Genomic DNA, 17113 nt, shown 5'->3' with positions numbered 1-17113 from the left:
GCGCTCGCCCAAGACGTCATGCGATGTGTGCAAGCGGGCGCTCGGGCCGTATGACGTCCGCAGCAGCCACGGGGGGAGAATGGCCTGGTGAGTGCCGAATCCACTGCCCGACGCCGGATCGTTGACCCTGTCGTCTACCTGCTCGACGCGTTCGTGCTGCTGTTCTTCGCCGGGGTCGGGCGCGACGAGCACGACAGCGGACCGTTGACCGGCCTGCTCGACACGGCCTGGCCGTTCCTCGCCGGCGCCGCGATCGGTCACCTCATCGCGGCCGCCCTGCACCGCGAACCGATCACCCTCCGGGCCGGCGTCATCGTCTGGGCATCCACCGTCGTGGGCGGCATGCTGCTTCGTCAGGTCACCGGCGACGGCACCGCGTTCTCCTTCATCGTGGTGACGACCTGCTTCACAGGATTCTTCCTGATCGGCTGGCGCGTCATCCTGCTCGGATGGATGCGCCGCCGCGGCGAGGAGTGAGACGCCGCGGCAGCGCACCCGCAGAGGAGTCAGCCGAGTTGCGCTGCCTCCTCGTCGCTGAAGAGCCGTGACCGGATCAGGAACCGCACGCCCTCGGGTGCCTCCAGCGAGAAGCCCGCACCGCGCCCCTTCACCACGTCGATGGTGAGGTGGGTGTGCTTCCAATACTCGAACTGCGCGGCCGACATCCAGACCGGAACCTGCCGTTCCAGCCCGACGTCGAGCTCACCGAGAAGGACGTCGGCAGCACCGGTCTTGAACTCACCGTCCGGGTAACACATCGGCGAACTGCCATCGCAGCAACCGCCGGACTGATGGAACATCACCGGGCCGTGCGTCTCGACCAGGCGGCGGATCATTTCCGCCGCCTGATCCGTCACAGCCACCCGCTCGACGCCCGTCGAGCCCACTTGCGGCGTTGCGGGCGTGGGCATCAGAAGAACCCGAGCTTGTCCGGGCTGTAGGAGACCAGCAGGTTCTTGGTCTGCTGGTAGTGGTCGAGCATCATCTTGTGGTTCTCACGTCCGATGCCGGACTGCTTGTAACCGCCGAACGCCGCGTGCGCGGGATAGGCGTGGTAGCAGTTGGTCCAGACCCGGCCGGCCTGGATCGCCTTGCCCGCCCGGAACGCCTGCGAACCGTCCCGCGTCCAAACGCCTGCGCCGAGCCCGTACAGGGTGTCGTTGGCGATCTTGAGCGCGTCGGCCTCGTCGTCGAAGGAGGTCAGCGAGACCACCGGACCGAAGATCTCCTCCTGGAAGATCCGCATCGAGTTGTTGCCCTCGAAGACGGTGGGCTGGACATAGAAGCCCTCGGCCAGGTCGCCGTCGAGGACCAGCCGCTCGCCCCCGGTCAGCACCTTGGCGCCTTCCTGCTTGCCGATGTCGAGGTAGGAGAGGATCTTCTCCAACTGGTCGTTGGAGGCCTGGGCGCCCATCATCGTGGTGTCGTCGAGCGGGTTGCCCTGCTTGATCGCCTTGACCCGCTCGATCGCGTCGGGGATGAACTGGTCGTACATGGAGCGCTGCACAAGAGCACGCGACGGGCAGGTGCACACCTCACCCTGGTTCAGCGCGAACATCGTGAAACCTTCGAGAGCCTTGTCGTAGAAGGCGTCCCGCTCGTTGGCGATGGTGTCGAAGAAGATGTTCGGCGACTTGCCACCGAGCTCCAGGGTGACCGGAATGATGTTCTCCGAGGCGTACTGCATGATCAGCCGGCCGGTGGTGGTCTCGCCGGTGAAGGCGATCTTGGAGATCCGCGGGTTGGAGGCCAGGGGCTTGCCCGCCTCGACGCCGAAACCGTTGACGATGTTGAGCACGCCAGCAGGGAGCAGGTCGCCGACGATCTCGGCGAGCTTGAGGATCGACCACGGAGTCTGCTCGGCCGGCTTGAGCACGACACAGTTGCCTGCCGCCAATGCCGGGGCGAGCTTCCAGACGGCCATCAGGATGGGGAAGTTCCACGGGATGATCTGACCGACGACGCCGAGCGGCTCGTGGAAGTGGTAGGCGATGGTGGTCTCGTCGATCTCGCTGATCCCGCCCTCCTGGGCGCGGAGCGCACCGGCGAAGTACCGGAAGTGGTCGATCGCCAGCGGAAGGTCGGCGTTGAGGGTTTCGCGGACCGCCTTGCCGTTGTCCCAGGTCTCGATCACCGCGAGGTCGGCGAGGTTCGCCTCCATCCGGTCGGCGATCTTGAGCAGGATGTTGGATCGCTCGGTGGTCGAGGTCCGGCCCCAGGCGTCGGCTGCCGCGTGGGCGGCGTCCAGCGCCGCTTCGATGTCCTCGGCGGTGCCGCGAGCGATCTCGGTGAACGGCTTACCGTTGACCGGCGAGACGTTCTCGAAGTACTGGCCCTTCACCGGGTCGACCCACTGGCCCCCGATGAAGTGGCCGTAACGGCTCTCGACCTTGATGTTCGAGTCCGCGGTGCCAGGCGCTGCGTAGACGGTCATGCTCGATCTCCCAACGTGGGTGGCGCCGAGCGCCCAGATCGGCGTCGGCAGTGACGTGCCTCACACGCTAGGAACCGCAACGTTGCATCCCCGTTGCATCCACTCCCCACCCCGCCGAGGGCGCACAAATAGCAATCGAGAGTGCGCTTTCGGCGGCTATTTCTGCACCCTCGGGGGTTAGGTGAGTTCGCGGTCGAGGCGGGCGAGTTGGCCGGTGATCAGCGGGAGCAGGGGCGAGCTGACCCCGACGGCGTCGCGTTGGGCGAGCCACATCTCGTAGTCGTCGGCGCCCCACGAGGAGCGGGTCCAAGCCGACATCAGGTCGGCGCGGCCGCCGTGCAGGACGGCGCTGCGGACGCTGGTCTCCACGGCTGCGCGCAGCCGGACCACACCGGGCGCCACCGAGCGGGGCAGCACCGGGCCGCGGTAGCTCCGCATGGCGCCGACGACGTCACCGGCGGCCAACTGTGCCTCCACCCCCAGCCAGTCGCCAGCTACCTCGGCGGTGAGCCGGTACGGCCGTGAGGCCAGCAACTCCTCGCCCAGCAGATTGCGCAGTCGTTTGAGCTCGGCGCGCAACGTGGAGGCGTTGCTGTCCTCCTCGTAGAGCAGTGCGTTCAACTCATCGCCGGACATCCCGCGCGGCGCGGCGGCCAGGAGCAGCACGATCTCGCTGTGCCGCGGGCTCAACCTCAGCGACGCCGAGCGCCCGGACGGGTCCTCCAGGTGCAGCAGCGCCTCGTGGCGGCCCATCGCCTCCACCCGTAGCGCCCGCCTCGGGACGGCGTCGCGGACCGGCTCGCTGCGCCGGTTGTAGGCCAACTCGGTCTCCGCCATCCGGACGGCGGCGCGCACCATCGCCATCGTCTGCGGCACCACGATCTGGTCGCCACCGGTGATGTCGAGGACCCCGAGCAGCTCGCCGGTATGCGGGTCGTGGATCGGCGAGGCGGCGCAACTCCACCGCTGGACCGAATGCCGGAAGTGCTCGGAGCCGATGATGCTGACCGGCTGGTCCAGGGTGAGCGCGGTGCCCGGCGCGTTGGTCCCGGCGAACCGCTCATCCCAGTTCGCACCCTCCACGAAACCGATCCGCTCGGCCTTGCGCAGGGCGCTCGGGTGCCCGCAGACCCACAACAGCTGAGCGGCGGCGTCCGAGACCGCCATCACCGCGTCACAGTCCCGCGCCGCCTGGCCGAGCACATCGTCGAGCAGCGGGAAAACGGCAGCCAGCGGGTGCGCCGCACGGTGGTCACGCAGCACATCGGCGTCGAGGGTGATCGGCGCTTCGGGATCGTCGACGCGCACACCGGCAGCGGCCGACCTCTGCCACGAGTCGGCGACCTGGGCGCGCATCTCTTGGTTGCCCATCCGGCCAGTCAACCCGAGGAACACCGTCCGCACCAGAGCGAATATCTGCCGACGGCACCCATCCGTCCGCGGCCCCGGCTACGAATCACCCACTATGGACGCGTCCACATCTACCGGCGGACGCTGGCTCTGGGCCGGCTTCGGCCTCCTCGCCAGCGTGGCCGGAATCGCTGCTGCCCACCTCATCGCTGCCGCCACCAATCCCGCCGCCTCTCCGGTCCTGGCCGTCGGCTCCAACGTCATCGACCTGACCCCGACTCCGGTGAAGACCTGGGCGATCCGCGAGTTCGGAACCTCCGACAAGCCGATCCTGATCGGGTCGGTCTTCGCCGGCGTACTGATTCTGGCGGCGCTGGCCGGCATCGCGGCTCGCCGACGGCTCGAGATCGGGATCGCCTTCGTGCTGGTGTTGGCTGCGGTCGCCGGCGCGGCGGCCTGGTCGCGGCCGGTCGCCACGCCCCGCGATCTGCTGCCGGCGTTGACCGCTGCTGTGGTCGGCTCGGCCGTCCTGATCTACCTCGCGCGGCTGACCCGGGTCTCGGCCGGCGCCCCGGCGACCTCCTCTCCGACGACCGAGTCCCTGGAGACTCCGACCGAGCAGAACGGGACCGCACGCACGCCCGCTCTGCCCCGAGCCCAGCGGCGCACCGTGCTGATTGCCGGCGCGGTGATCGCCGCGGCGTCCGGAGCCACCGCCGCCGGCGGCCGTTGGCTGAGCCGGATCCGGAGTCGCGTCACCGAGGTGGCGCTGCCCCGGCCGGCGGTTCCCGCACCGCCGCTGCCGGCCGACCTGGCGAACCTGAACTCCGAGATCTCCGCGCTCCGCACGCCGCGCGGCGAGTTCTACCGCGTCGACATCAATCTGACCGTCCCGGTGGTCTCACTCGACGACTGGGATCTGCGCATCGACGGCGACGTGGAGAACCCGTTCCGGCTCACCTTCGACGACCTGCTCGCGATGGAGCTGATCGAACGCGACATCACCCTGACCTGTGTCTCCAACGAGGTCGGCGGCAAGTACGTCGGCGCCGCCCGATGGCTGGGCGTGTCGTTGAAGGAGCTGCTGGACCGCGCCGGGGTCAAGCCCGGGAACGACCAACTGCTCAGCACGGCGACCGACGGTTTCACGATCAGCACACCCCTGGAGATCGCGCTGAAGAACCCCGACGCGATGGTGGCGATCGGCATGAACGGCAAGTCGCTCCCCGCCGACCACGGGTTCCCGGCACGGCTGGTGGTGCCCGGGCTCTACGGGTACGTAGGGGCCACCAAGTGGCTGCGCCGGTTGACGGTCACCACCTACGACGCGGACGAGGCCTACTGGACCGAGCGCGGCTGGTCGATCGACGGCCCGATCAAGGCCTCGGCCCGGATCGACACGCCGCGACCGTTCGCGAAGGTGAAGGCCGGCACCGTGGTGATCGGCGGCGTCGCCTGGGCTCAGGGCCAGGGCGTCGCCCGGGTCGAGGTCCAGATCGACGACGGTCCCTGGCAGCCCGCGATCCTCGGCGGCGACGTCAACCTCGACTACTGGCGGCAGTGGTACCTGCCCTGGGAGGCGATGAGCGGCTCGCACAGCGTCGCGGTCCGTACGACGACCGATCAGGGCGAGGTACAGACGCCGGTCCGCGTCGACCCGTTCCCCAACGGTTCCAGCGGCATCCAGCAGATCCAGGTCAACGTCGATTGACCTGTGCGTCAGCGCAAGTGGTCTCGGCAAGCTCGACCTCCGAGACATCGCTGATCGAGCTCATCGAGATCACCGCAACCGGTCTCGACAAGCTCGACCTCCGGAGACGTCGCTCGACCGGCGGAACCGACACAACTCCGCGAAATCAATCGGAATCCGCACCAATCCGATCGCCGAGCTGCTCCGAATCACCTACGACATCCCTCAAGGAAGGCTCTCTCATGAAGCGCTCGCTCAACCGCACCGCCGCACTGACCGCCGCTGTGCTAACCCTGAGCCTCTCGCTCGCCGCCTGTGGCGACGACGACTCGGGCGACAACAACGCGAACGACACGAACGACACCCCGTCGATGTCGGCCTCCGACGACATGGGAAGTAGCACCGGCAGCGACGACGCGATGACCGGCACCGAGCCGTTCGGCGAAGGCTGCAAGCTGATCCCCGCGGACGGCGCCGGCTCGTTCAACGGCATGGCCACCGCTCCGGTCGCCACCGCCGCATCGGCGAACCCGCTGCTCAAGACGCTGGTCACCGCGGTCACGAAGGCCGGCCTGGTCGACACCCTCAACAGCGCCGACGCGCTGACCGTCTTCGCGCCCACCGACGACGCGTTCGCCAAGATCGACAAGAAGACGCTCGACGGCGTGCTGGCCGACAAGAAGACCCTCACCACGATCCTCACCCACCACGTCGTGGCCGGAAAGTTGAGCCCCGACATGCTCGCCGGCGAGCACGAGACGCTGGCAGGTGACACCATCAAGGTGTCTGGCGCCAACGACAAGTTCACCGTCGCCAAGGAGGAGGCGAACGTGTTGTGCGGCAACATCCAGACCGCCAACGCGACCGTCTATGTCATCGACACCGTCCTGATGCCCTGAGTTCTTCGCTGACCCCAAGGATCGAACGTGCCTGAGATCGGACCGGCGCAAGGTGCTTCGCCACCTGACGCCACACCCCACGACCCCCTCGTCGAGTTGCTGCGCCGCTCGGCGAGGGGCGACGAAGCAGCCTTCGCGGAGCTCTACGACGCCACCGCACCCCGGCTGCATGGACTCGTCCGCAGGGTCCTGCGGGACCCGGCTCAGGCCGACGAAGTGACCCAGGAAGCCTTCCTGGAGATCTGGCGCACCGCCGCCCGATTCGATCCGGCCCGCGGCCGGGCACTCTCCTGGCTGATGACCATCGGCCACCGCAAGGCCGTGGACCGGGTTCGGGCGGCGGAAGCCTCCTCCCAGCGCGAACACACCTACCACCAGCGGAACTTCGAGGTGGAACACGACATCACCGCCGAGACCGCCCATGACGGTCTCGAGGCCCGCCGGGTTCGGGCCGCCCTCAACGACCTGACCGACATCCAGCGCCAGGCCCTCGAGCTCGCCTACTTCGGTGGCTACACCCACACCGAGGTGGCTGCTCTGCTCGACCTTCCGGTCGGCACCGCCAAGACCCGTATCCGAGACGGGCTGATCCGCCTGCGCGACACGATGGGAGTCGGCCAGTGAACGACATCCACGCCCTGACCGGCGCCTACGCCGTCGACGCCCTCGACGACGCCGAGCGCGCCGCCTTCGAGGCCCACCTCGCCGAGTGCGAGAGCTGCCGTACCGAGGTCGCCGAGCTCACCGAGACCGCAAGCCTGCTGGGCGCGCTGACCGACGAGGCCCCGCCCGCCGGGCAGCGCGACGCAGTGCTGTCGGCGATCGGCACGGTCCGTCCGCTGCCGCCGCTGCCCTCCGAGCCGCCGGTCCTCCCGGCAGCCCAGGAGACTCCGAGGTCCGAGACCGTGGCACCTGTGGTGCCGCTGCGTCGTCGTCCGGGCCGCCGGTTCGCCACCTGGGCCGCCGCCGCTGCGGTGGTGGCCGCGGTGGGTACCGGGATCGCGGTCACCCAGCCCTGGGCCGAGGAGAGCATCGCCCCCAGCGCCAGTAGCCAGGTACTGCAGGCCGACGACGCCCAGCGGGTCTCGCTGAGCTTCCCCGACGGAGCGCAGGCGACTCTGGTGCGCTCGGTCAGCGAAGGCCGAGCCGTCCTGGTCACCAAGGACATGCCGGCTCCGCCGCAGGGCAAGGTCTACCAACTCTGGTTGGAGACCCCGGCCGGTTCCATGCAGGATGCGGGTCTGATGCCGGTCCGTGCCGACCAGACCGTGCTTCTCGACGGTGACGCCTCGGCAGCGACCGGGGCCGGGATCACCGTGGAGCCCGCTGGTGGCTCGCCGGCACCGACCTCGGAACCGATCGCACTCTTCGATCTGGCCGGCTCCGCATGAGCACGACCCAGTCCCGCGACGTCGCGGTGATCGGCAGCGGTGTCGCCGGACTGGTGGCCGCCCACGAGTTGGGCCGCCACCACCGGGTCACCCTCTACGAGGCCGACGATCGGCTCGGCGGCCACGCCGACACCCACGACGTCGACGGTCTGGCGATCGACACCGGGTTCATCGTGCACAACGCGCGCACCTACCCGCACCTGCTCCGGATCTTCGCGGAGCTCGGCGTCGAGACCCAGCCGTCGGAGATGTCGCTCTCGGTGCGCGACGACGAGTCCGGAGTGGAGTGGGCCGGCGCCTTGGGCCTGCGCGGCCTCTTCCCCGGCAAAGCTGCCCTGCGTGACGCCGGGCACCTCCGCACGCTCACCGAGATCCCCCGCTTCCACCGTGCGGCCAAGCGGCTCCTCGCCCGGGACGCGGGCAGCACCGGACATGACCAGACGCTGAAGGAGTTCCTGGACGCCGGGGGCTTCAGCGCGCACTTCCGCCGCCACTTCATGACGCCGTTGGTGGCCGCGGTCTGGTCCTGCGACCCAAGCACCGCCCTGGACTACCCGGCCCGCTATCTCTTCACCTTCCTGGCCCACCACGGCATGCTCCAGGTCTTCGGTTCGCCGCAGTGGCGCACGGTCACCGGGGGCTCGCGCGAGTACGTGGACCGGATCGCCAAGGAGGTCTCCGAACTCCGGCTGGCCACCCCGGTCACGTGGGTACGCGAAAGCGCTGACGGCGTCCTGATCCGGGACGCCGACGGCGACGAGCGCCGCTACGACGCCGTCGTCGTGGCCACCCATCCCGAACAGGCGTTGGCGATCCTCGCCGACCCCACCCCGGCCCAGTCCGAGATCCTGGGTGCGATCGGCTACACGCCGAACACGGCGATCCTGCACACCGACACGTCACTGATGCCGAAGGCCGGCAACGCCTGGGCGTCGTGGAACTATCTCGCTCGTCCTCAGGACGGCGACGCTCAGGGCGTCTGCGTGACCTACGACCTGACCCGGCTGCAGCGCCTCGCCACCGACACCCACTACCTGGTCACCCTCGGCGGCGAGGACCTGATCGATCCGGCCCACGTGATCGCCCGCCGGGAGTACGCGCACCCCACCTACACCCCGCACTCGGTCGCCGCCCGGGACCGCCGGGACGAGCTGGACACCGCCCGGATCCATTTCGCCGGAGCCTGGCAGGGTTGGGGATTCCACGAGGACGGCGCCCGTTCCGGCGTCGAGGCGGCCCGCCGGATCACCACGCTCCTCGCGGCACCCGCTCCGACGGCAGCGACCACCGGAACGGACCAGACCACCACCGGCATCTACCGCACCGAGGTCAGGCACACCCGGCGGCGCCCCTGGCGTCGGCAGTTCACCCACGCCTCCCACCACTGGCTGGTCGACCTCGACGACCTCCCCGACCACGGGTTGTTGGGACGTTTCAGCGCCTGCGACCATCTCGGGGACACCGAAGCCTCGATCCGCAGCAACGTCGACAACTTCCTGGCCCACCGCGGGATTCATCTCGACGGTGGGCGGGTACTGATGGCTGCCCAGCCCCGTGCCTGGGGCTTCTGTTTCAACCCGATCAGTGTCTTCTGGTGCTTCGGCTCCCGAGGGGGCGCGTTGGAGGCCGTGGTGGTCGAAGTACACAACACCTACGGGGATCGGCACGCCTATCTGGTCCGCCCCGACGAGCACGGCAGCGCCGCCACCGAGAAGGCGATGTACGTGTCGCCCTTCCACGACGGCCACGGCTCCTACCGACTGCACCTCCCGGTACCGGGCGACCGCCTCGACGTGGGCGTTCAGCTCACCACCCGTGACGGCGCCACCTTCTCCGCCTCACTCTCCGGCGTCCCGATACCGACGGATCGGCGCACCCTCCTCGGTTCGTCGGTCGCCTCCCTCGTCGGCGCCGCCCAGATCCGTGCCCACGGCATCTGGCTCTGGCTGCGCAGGCTCCCGGTCCAACGTCGTCCCGAACACTCACGCCAACGAGGAGTGCAATGACCAGCCTCGCCCTCACCGACCAACTGCCGACCACGACGCCGTCGATCGACCTGAGCCGCTGGCCCGACCTCGCGAACTATCCCCGTGGGCTGCGCGCCGACGTCCAGGCCGCGGTGGTCAGGCGGCTACTTTCCGCTGCGGCGAAGCGAGCCGGAGTGACGGTGGTGCAGGCCGGTGAGAGCTACCCGATCGGCCCCGCGCCGGTGCTGGTGCTGGAGCGCCCGGAGGAGTTCTTCGCCCGGGTCGGCAACGACGGCCTGATCGGTTTCGGCGAAGCCTGGCAGTCAGGCGCGTGGACCTCCCCCGACGTCGCCGCGCTGCTGACCGCGCTGTGTCGGCACCTGACCACCTTGGTGCCCCGCCCGATGCAGCGGCTGCGCTCGGCCTACGTCAGGCGCCCGCCGCAGGAACAGCGGAACGAGGTGGGCAATACCCGCACCAACATCTCGCACCACTACGACCTGTCGAACGACCTCTTCGCCAGCTTCCTGGACCCGACGATGAGCTACTCCTCGGCGCTCTTCACCACCGCGCCGTTCGACCAGCAGACGTTGGAACAGGCGCAGAACCGCAAGATCGATCGGATCCTGAACCAGGCTCGGGTCGGGCAGGGCACCCGGTTGCTCGAGATCGGCACCGGCTGGGGCGAACTGGCGATCCGGGCAGCGCAGCGCGGCGCCGAGGTGGTCTCGGTGACCCTCTCCGCCGAGCAGCAACACCTCGCCCGCTCAATGGCGAAGGCAGCGGGCGTCAGCGACGCGGTCCGGATCGAACTGTGCGACTACCGCGAGGTCGAGGGCAGCTACGACGCCGTGGTCTCGGTGGAGATGATCGAGGCGGTAGGCCACCAGTACTGGCCCACCTACTTCGCCACCATCGACCGGCTGCTGGTGCCCGGTGGGCGGGCGGTGATCCAGGCGATCACCATGCCTCACGACCGGATGCTGGCCACCCAGAACACCTGGACCTGGATCAACAAGTACATCTTCCCGGGCGGCTTCCTGCCCTCGGTCACCGCGATCGACGAAGCCGTCACCGGCCACACCTCGCTCCGCCGCGTCGAGGATCTCGCCTTCGGCGCCCACTACGCCGAGACCCTGCGCCGCTGGCGCGAGCGGTTCAACGCCAAGGCGTCGCGGGTCCACGCGCTCGGCTTCGACGAGGTCTTCTGTCGGACCTGGGAGTTCTACCTGGCCTACTCCGAGGCGGGGTTCGAGGCCGGCTATCTCGACGTCCACCAGCTGACTTTCGCCAAGGAGGCCGAGTGATCGGCGAACTCCTGATCGTCTCCGGCGCCTGCTTGGCGGCGACCGCCGTGGTGATGACCATCGCCGCGGTCATCGGCCATCGACAGGGCCGGTTCGTCGTGGTCGACACCGCCTGGGGTGCGGGCTTCGTGGTGGTGGCGATCGTGGCCGGGGTACTCGGCGACGGCGACCTCGCCCGCCGGATCCTGCTCACCGCGCTGGTCGCCGTCTCGGGATCACGCCTGGCCTGGCACATGTTCCGGCGCACCGCTGCGACCGACGAGGAGGACAAGCGGTACGCCGACCTGGTCGCCGGGCTCTCCTATCCGACGGCGGTGCGCAAGGTCTTCGGCACCCAGGGGCTCGCGCTCTGGTTCGTCTCGATCCCCCTCCAGGTCTCGGCCGTGGTCGACACCGAGATCTCCGGCCCGGCCGCGATCGTCGTCGCGCTCGGGGTCGCCCTGTGGGTCACCGGGTTCACCTTCGAGACGGTCGGGGACCATCAGCTCGCCGCGTTCAAGGCGAACCCTGCCAACCACGGCAAGATCATGGACCGCGGCCTCTGGGCCTGGACCCGGCATCCCAACTACTTCGGCGACTTCTGCGTCTGGTGGGGTGTCTGGCTCGTCGCCGCGTCGGCCTGGCCCGGGGTGCTCACGGTGCTCTCCCCGATCGCGATGACCTACTTCCTGGTCATCGCCACCGGCGCGAAACGGCTGGAACGGTACATGGCGAACCGCCCGGGTTGGGATGCCTACGCGGCCCGGACCCCGATGTTCATCCCCCGTCCGCCACAACGAGCATGACAACAGCGGCCGTCGCCCGGTCCGGGCGGCGGCCGCTGCTCGTTACTCGGGTCAGCGTCGCTTGACGTTGACCTTGATCCTCGTCGAGCTGGCCTTCACCTTGGCGCTGCCCAGGTACTTGACCAGGTAGCTGCGCTTGCCCGGCTTACCGGTGGCGCGGACCTTCACGGTGACCTTCCCGTTGCTGGACAGGGTTCCGCGCGCGACCACCTTGCCGTTGCGCAGGATCTGGACCTTGCCACCGGGCTTCACGCCGTTGGCCTTGACCGCCACCGAGACCTTGAAGGTCCGGTTGGCCTTGACCTTCTTCGGGCTCGCCTTGGCAGAGGTCGTCGAGGTCACCGGCTTGGCGGCGTTGACCACGAGCTCGACGGTCGTCTCGCCGGCGTCGAGCTGGTCGTTGCCGGCGTACGCGACCGTCAACCGATGCCGGCCGACGGTGAGGTTGCCGGGCAGCGCGACCTTCGCGACGTCGTCGACCAAGGTGGCCTTGCCGAGCAACTTCTGGCCCTCGCTGACCCGGACCTCACCATCGGTGGTGAGGCCGGCACCGTCGACCCGGACCGAGACCGACGCCTTCTGGCCATGGGTCACCGCCGTGGCGTCCGCGGTGATCAACGCGCCACCGCGCTCGATCTCGAGGGTGGAGGTGCCGACGGCGTCGTTGGCCACCTCGCTGCCGGTGAAGGCGAGATCCACGGTGTGCTGACCAGGCTGGAGACCAGCCGGGACGGTCACCTCGGCGACGCCGTTCGTCACGTTCGCCCGACCCAGCAGCGTGCCGGCCTCGGAGATGGTGACCTCGCCGTCGTTGACCGGAACGCCCTCGGTAGCGACCTCCACCCGGACGGTGACATCTGCGCCGTACTTCGCGGTGCCGGGGGCAGCACTCACGGTCGCCTCGACCAGACCGGTCCGCAGCACGGCCGGAGCAGCCGTCGCGGTGCCGCCGTCAGCGGTGGTGGCCCGCACCAGCCAACCGTAGGAGGTGCCCGGCTCCAAGCCGGTCCAGGTTGCCTGCGCGGTCTCGCCCGCCTTCACCGTCTGGCGCCCGATCTCCCGCGTGGGCACGTAGAGCGCCAGCGAGTCGGTGCTGAACGAGGTCTTGCGCGTGCTCAGGTCGACGGGCAGCACCATGTTGTCCTCGGCGCCGTTGTAGCGCGGCTTCGTCTGGCTGCCGTCCTTACGGATGTCGTACTCGGTCGCACCGAAGTCGTCGAAGTGCGGCGAGTAGGTGTCCACGCTGACGGTGGATGACTCGACGTCGAACTGAAGCATCCGCAGGAAGCTGGCGCCGAACTGCAGCCGGTCACTCGCCAGGTGGTCGACGGTCCCATCGCCGTTGAGATCGATGTTGCCGGAGCCGTCCACCTTGTCCGGGAAGAGCTCGCCCGCGGGAACCGTATAGAACTGGTAGTCGGCAAGCAGCTCGACCACGTTGTGGTAGACGCTGACACCGCCTGCCACGTTGGTCCGCACGTTGGTACCGACACCGTGCTCGTGGCCGGCCAGGACCAGGAAGACGTTGGCGTTCTTCTCCACGACGTTCTTGTAGAGGAACGCACCGTCCGGCGCCGAGAAGGTGGCGCCGCGAGCGTCGGGAGCACTCGAGGGCTTGATGTAGTCATGGCTGAGCAGGATTCCGTTGCGGTCCTTGTACCGCTTGAAGATCGAGTCCGCCCAGGCCACTTCCTCCTTGGTCACGCCGTAGGAGAGGCCGACCGCCACGAAGTCCAGCCCGCCGGCGGAGAAGAGCACGTAGTTGTTCTGGCTGTCGCGCCCGCGCTCGGTCACCTTGCCCTCGGCGTCGGTGGTCTCGTCCCAGGTGTGGAAGGAGGCACCGGCCGGCCAGTTCTGCGCGGCGTCGTAGTAACGCTGGGCACTGAAGGTCCGGCTGAACCGGGAGTCGGGCCCGGTCTCGTTACCGAGCTGGTTGTCGTGGTTGCCCGCGATCACCTGGTTGACGACGCCCGCGCTCTCCAGGATGTCGTGGAAGCTGGCAGTCACCTCGAACTCGCGCTCGACCTGCTCGGCCAGGCCGGGTCGGAGCAGATTTCCCTGCCCGTCAACGGCATCCGGGTTGTGGTAGTCGTTCTCGGTGACGTCGCCGGTGTGTGCGTTGTAGGCGATCTTGCGGTCCTTGGCGTTGTCCGCGATCCACTGCGTGGTGGCACGGTAGGCGGCCTGCCAGATCGCGGTCTCCTCCGCAGCCTGGACGTCGGAGTCTTCCGGAACGCCGTCCCAGTCGTCGTAACTGCCGCCGGCGGCGCCCTCGGCCAGGTACTGGGTGTCGGTGAAGTGGGTGATCGCGAAGTCGTAGTCGGCCGGGTCCTCGAACGCGTCCTTGGTCTCCTGTGCCGACGCGTCGCGCGGTGACAGGTCGTCCGCGAACGGGTCCTCACCGGTGACCATCACGTGAACCGTCTGGCCGTCGAGGTAGGCCGCTCGCAGCGGAGCGCTGAGCACCGTCGAGCCTGCCTCCGATCCGCGGGTCGAGGTCAGCACGTTCCACTCGTCGGTGTTGCGGTTCCAGACCCGGAGCGCGGCAGTGCGGGCCGGGTCGATGACACCTTCCCAGCGCAGCACCGGAGCCTCGGCACCCGACGGAACCGCAACGTCGTAGCGCTGGAAGACCACGCCCTTGGCGGACGGCGTCTCGATGGTCCGCGAGTCGAACGGCTGCAGGGACTCCACCCGGGTGACCGGGTCACCGGCCACGTCGAGCTGGGTCGGCACGGCAGAGGCCTTGCCCTGGTAGCCGGCCTCGGGGAGCACGATCTCCGCCTCGGTGAACTCCGCCGTCACGTCGACCCCCTCCTCACCGTGGATCACGCTGGTCAGGGTGGCGGTGTCGTCCTCGGTGCTGGCGGTGAGGTCGGTCGGGACCTCGGGGATGCTCGCGCTGGAGAAGTTCACCGTCCGCTTGGCGGTGTTGCCGAGCGAGTCGGTGGTGGCGATCTCGATCACGTGGTCACCGGCCGGCAGGCCGTGGCCGATCTCGGTGCCGTTCTCGATCGGCTGGCCATCGAGCTTGATCTTGCTCGAACTGACCCCGGTGGCGTCCTTCATCTGTACGGCCAACACGACGGTGGAGGTGATCCGCTGGCCGGCGGTGGGCACGCTGCTGTCGATCACCGGCGCGGTGTTGTCGACCGTGAACCGGCGGCTGGCGACCTTCTGCTCGCCGTCCGCGGTGACGGTGGCGGCAACGGTGTGGGCGCCGTCCGCGATCGCGGTGCTGTCCAGGTCGGCTCGTACGCCTGAGGCCGCGATCGGCTCTCCGTCCGGCTGGGTCAGGTTGAACCGGAGTTCGGTGTGCAGCGCGTAGCTGTGGTTCGACATGCAGCTGCCATCGCCGAACCACATGGTGATCGGCTCGCCCTGGGCGTAGCTGCTGGAGCCGATGGTCACCGTCTTGCCGGCGGTGTAACGGGTCAGCGGGGTGATCTCCCCCTCGGCCGGCTGAAGTTCGACGTCGCGGATCGTGAAGTCGTCGAAGTTGTCGCACGATCCGTTGGCGGCACCGTTGTTGTGGCCGGCGATGAACTCGACGACGTTGACGCCGGGAACCAGGTACTCATTGGGGAACGCGATGTCAGCGGTCTCTTGGGCCCATTCGTCCATCGGCATCGTGATGCCGTTGACGATGATCTTGTTGTCGTAGCCGGCGTCGCTGCCGTTGCCGCCGACCCACATCCGCAGGTGGGCGTCACCGCTGGCTGCCGTCGGCACCACCCGCGTGGTTTCGGCGTCGGCGATGTCGAAGGCGAAGATCGCGTCGACCATGTTGCTGGCCGGTGCCCCACAGGTCCCGTCACCGAGGTTGAGGGTGGGGCGCTCCGCGACCGTACCGGTCTTCACCACACCGCTGCTGGTGACCGGGCCTGCTGCGGCGGTACCGGTGCTCGGGGTGAGCAACACCGAGTCGGTGTAGATCTTGAAGTCGTCGCGGTTGGCGCAGGTAGCACCGGACAGGGTGCCGCTGTAGTCGCCGGTGATCACCTTGATCTCATTGGCACCGGGGCGCAGCAGCCGGTTCGGGATGTCGATGGAGACCTGCTCGTCACCGGCCTCGCCGTAGTCACCACCGATGCTCAACCGCGAACCGTTGACCTCGAGGAAGTTGTGGTACCGCGCCTCGATCGAGTTACCCGCCGCGACGGTGAAGGTGAAGTTCGTGGTGCCGGGGGCCAAGGTCTCCCCGTTGCGGGCCGGGTCGCCGTCGATGGTCAACGAGGAGACGCTTCCCGAGGTGCCCGACGGCAGGGCCGCGGTGATCGGCTGCTCGCCGTGCACGACCGTGCCGTCGGCGGGCCGGATCCGGGCCGCCCCGGCCGGAGCGTTGTTGATCTCGAAGCTGGCCTGCTTGGTGTGGCCCGCCTCGGTGGTGGCGATCAGGGTGTACCCGCCGTTGGCCAGGGTCCGGGTGTCGACCTTGGCCGCCAGCCCCTTGGTGAGGCCCGGTTCGCTGGTGGCCAGGAAGCTCAACTCGACGGTGTCGATGCCGGTGCCGCCGTCACCGCAGATCCCGTCGGAGAGGGTGTAGCTGAAGTTGTTGCCCTCGCCGTCCACCACCGCGCCCAAGGTGCTGACACTGAGGCTGGAGACGTTGAAGTCGTCCTTGTTCGTGCACCAGACCCCTTCACCGTTGGGGTTCACGTGCCAGTTGGCGTCCGGGACCTTCGGCCGGTCGCTCTTCTTCGCGTAGTAGGCCGGCGCACCGTCCGCGTGGATCTTGACGATGTTCTCGCCCTCGCGCAGCCACTTCGTCGGGAAGGCGAGCGTGCCGTGGTTGCCACCCAGGATGGTCGGGAAGTAGACCCGCTGGTCCTTCTCGCTCTCGTCCTCGCCGTGCCCGTTCACGGTGATGTAGTTGCCGAAGACCGCATCGGTGCCGTTGCCGCCCATGTCGAAGTCGAGGTACGAGGTGCCCTTCGTCGCCTCGGCTCCGTTCCCGATCGTGTAGGTACCGACCGGGTTGCCGTCGGGACCGTTGAGCACCAACGACTTCACCGAGTCGGCCTCGACGCTAGGGTCCGCGCTGAAGGTGATCTCACCCTCCAACGTCTCCCCGCCCTTCAGGTTGAGTGTGGGGGCCCCTGCCTCCGGAGCGCTCACCGCAGCGGGAGCAGCCTGGGCCGCATCCGCCCAGAACGGCAGCGCAACGGGCACCACGGTCGCCAGGAGTGTTCCGGTCAGTGCTGAGACGGCAAGCGAGGTGGCGACGACCTTGACCGGTCGTCGCCGCCAATGACGGTGCGACATCTTCTTCCTACTTTCAACGGGGGCA

The 17113-nt window shown here is 68.6% G+C and carries 12 protein-coding genes; 8 read left to right on the top strand and 4 right to left on the bottom strand.

The annotated features are described in order from the left end of the window. Positions 1-87: 87 nt before the first annotated feature. Positions 88-477: a DUF3054 domain-containing protein gene (locus ACLM5J_RS08515; RefSeq protein WP_413655861.1), complete on the top strand. Its 390-nt coding sequence runs from the start codon at positions 88-90 to the stop codon at positions 475-477. Between the two features lie 29 nt (positions 478-506). On the opposite strand, the gene ACLM5J_RS08510 is transcribed toward ACLM5J_RS08515, so the two are convergent. From ACLM5J_RS08510 to ACLM5J_RS08500, 3 genes are all read right to left on the bottom strand, one after another. Next, positions 507-911, bottom strand: a complete 405-nt coding sequence (locus tag ACLM5J_RS08510) for a DUF779 domain-containing protein (protein ID WP_413655860.1) — start codon at positions 909-911, stop codon at positions 507-509. Next, positions 911-2434, bottom strand: a complete 1524-nt coding sequence (locus ACLM5J_RS08505; protein WP_413655858.1) for an aldehyde dehydrogenase family protein — start codon at positions 2432-2434, stop codon at positions 911-913. Before ACLM5J_RS08505 ends, ACLM5J_RS08510 begins: the two co-directional genes overlap by 1 nt. 177 nt (positions 2435-2611) lie before the next feature. After that, complete coding sequence (locus ACLM5J_RS08500) at positions 2612-3805, bottom strand: GAF domain-containing protein (protein WP_413655857.1); 1194 nt, start codon at positions 3803-3805, stop codon at positions 2612-2614. A 94-nt stretch (positions 3806-3899) separates the two neighbouring features. Here ACLM5J_RS08500 and ACLM5J_RS08495 point away from each other — a divergent pair, with 94 nt between their 5' ends. The 7 genes from ACLM5J_RS08495 (at position 3900) to ACLM5J_RS08465 (ending at position 11823) form a co-directional block, all read left to right on the top strand. Further along, complete coding sequence (locus ACLM5J_RS08495) at positions 3900-5495, top strand: molybdopterin-dependent oxidoreductase (protein ID WP_413655855.1); 1596 nt, start codon at positions 3900-3902, stop codon at positions 5493-5495. Positions 5496-5716: 221 nt separating this feature from the next. After that, positions 5717-6373: a fasciclin domain-containing protein gene (locus tag ACLM5J_RS08490; protein ID WP_413655854.1), complete on the top strand. Its 657-nt coding sequence runs from the start codon at positions 5717-5719 to the stop codon at positions 6371-6373. 27 nt (positions 6374-6400) lie between these two features. After that, entirely contained in the window at positions 6401-6997 is a 597-nt protein-coding gene (gene sigK / locus ACLM5J_RS08485; RefSeq protein ID WP_413655852.1) for an ECF RNA polymerase sigma factor SigK, read from the top strand. Further along, positions 6994-7764, top strand: a complete 771-nt coding sequence (locus ACLM5J_RS08480; protein ID WP_413655850.1) for an anti-sigma factor domain-containing protein — start codon at positions 6994-6996, stop codon at positions 7762-7764. The genes sigK and ACLM5J_RS08480 overlap by 4 nt, the downstream gene beginning before the upstream one ends. Beyond that, positions 7761-9770, top strand: a complete 2010-nt coding sequence (locus tag ACLM5J_RS08475) for an FAD-dependent oxidoreductase (protein ID WP_413655848.1) — start codon at positions 7761-7763, stop codon at positions 9768-9770. Before ACLM5J_RS08480 ends, ACLM5J_RS08475 begins: the two co-directional genes overlap by 4 nt. Further along, positions 9767-11038 carry a class I SAM-dependent methyltransferase gene (locus tag ACLM5J_RS08470; RefSeq protein ID WP_413655847.1) on the top strand — a complete coding sequence of 424 codons (1272 nt, stop codon included), beginning with the start codon at positions 9767-9769 and terminating at the stop codon, positions 11036-11038. Before ACLM5J_RS08475 ends, ACLM5J_RS08470 begins: the two co-directional genes overlap by 4 nt. Then, positions 11035-11823: a DUF1295 domain-containing protein gene (locus ACLM5J_RS08465; protein ID WP_413655846.1), complete on the top strand. Its 789-nt coding sequence runs from the start codon at positions 11035-11037 to the stop codon at positions 11821-11823. The genes ACLM5J_RS08470 and ACLM5J_RS08465 overlap by 4 nt, the downstream gene beginning before the upstream one ends. A gap of 51 nt (positions 11824-11874) precedes the next feature. Here the strand turns inward: ACLM5J_RS08465 and ACLM5J_RS08460 are convergent, their stop codons facing one another. Beyond that, positions 11875-17088, bottom strand: a complete 5214-nt coding sequence (locus ACLM5J_RS08460) for an Ig-like domain repeat protein (protein ID WP_413655844.1) — start codon at positions 17086-17088, stop codon at positions 11875-11877. Between the last annotated feature and the right edge of the window lie 25 nt (positions 17089-17113).

It is taken from the genome of Nocardioides sp. Bht2, from assembly GCF_047308515.1.
In the GTDB taxonomy this organism is placed as follows: domain Bacteria; phylum Actinomycetota; class Actinomycetes; order Propionibacteriales; family Nocardioidaceae; genus Nocardioides.
This window is presented reverse-complemented; position numbering and strand designations above follow the sequence as displayed.

What these genes read in the sequence shown, in the direction of transcription:
- ACLM5J_RS08505 (WP_413655858.1), bottom strand. Translation starts at nt 2,434, where the DNA reads ATGACCGTCTACGCAGCGCCTGGCACCGCGGACTCGAACATCAAGGTC.
- ACLM5J_RS08495 (WP_413655855.1), top strand. Translation starts at nt 3,900, where the DNA reads ATGGACGCGTCCACATCTACCGGCGGACGCTGGCTCTGGGCCGGCTTC.
- ACLM5J_RS08510 (WP_413655860.1), bottom strand. Translation starts at nt 911, where the DNA reads ATGCCCACGCCCGCAACGCCGCAAGTGGGCTCGACGGGCGTCGAGCGG.
- ACLM5J_RS08475 (WP_413655848.1), top strand. Translation starts at nt 7,761, where the DNA reads ATGAGCACGACCCAGTCCCGCGACGTCGCGGTGATCGGCAGCGGTGTC.
- ACLM5J_RS08470 (WP_413655847.1), top strand. Translation starts at nt 9,767, where the DNA reads ATGACCAGCCTCGCCCTCACCGACCAACTGCCGACCACGACGCCGTCG.
- ACLM5J_RS08500 (WP_413655857.1), bottom strand. Translation starts at nt 3,805, where the DNA reads ATGGGCAACCAAGAGATGCGCGCCCAGGTCGCCGACTCGTGGCAGAGG.
- ACLM5J_RS08460 (WP_413655844.1), bottom strand. Translation starts at nt 17,088, where the DNA reads ATGTCGCACCGTCATTGGCGGCGACGACCGGTCAAGGTCGTCGCCACC.
- ACLM5J_RS08490 (WP_413655854.1), top strand. Translation starts at nt 5,717, where the DNA reads ATGAAGCGCTCGCTCAACCGCACCGCCGCACTGACCGCCGCTGTGCTA.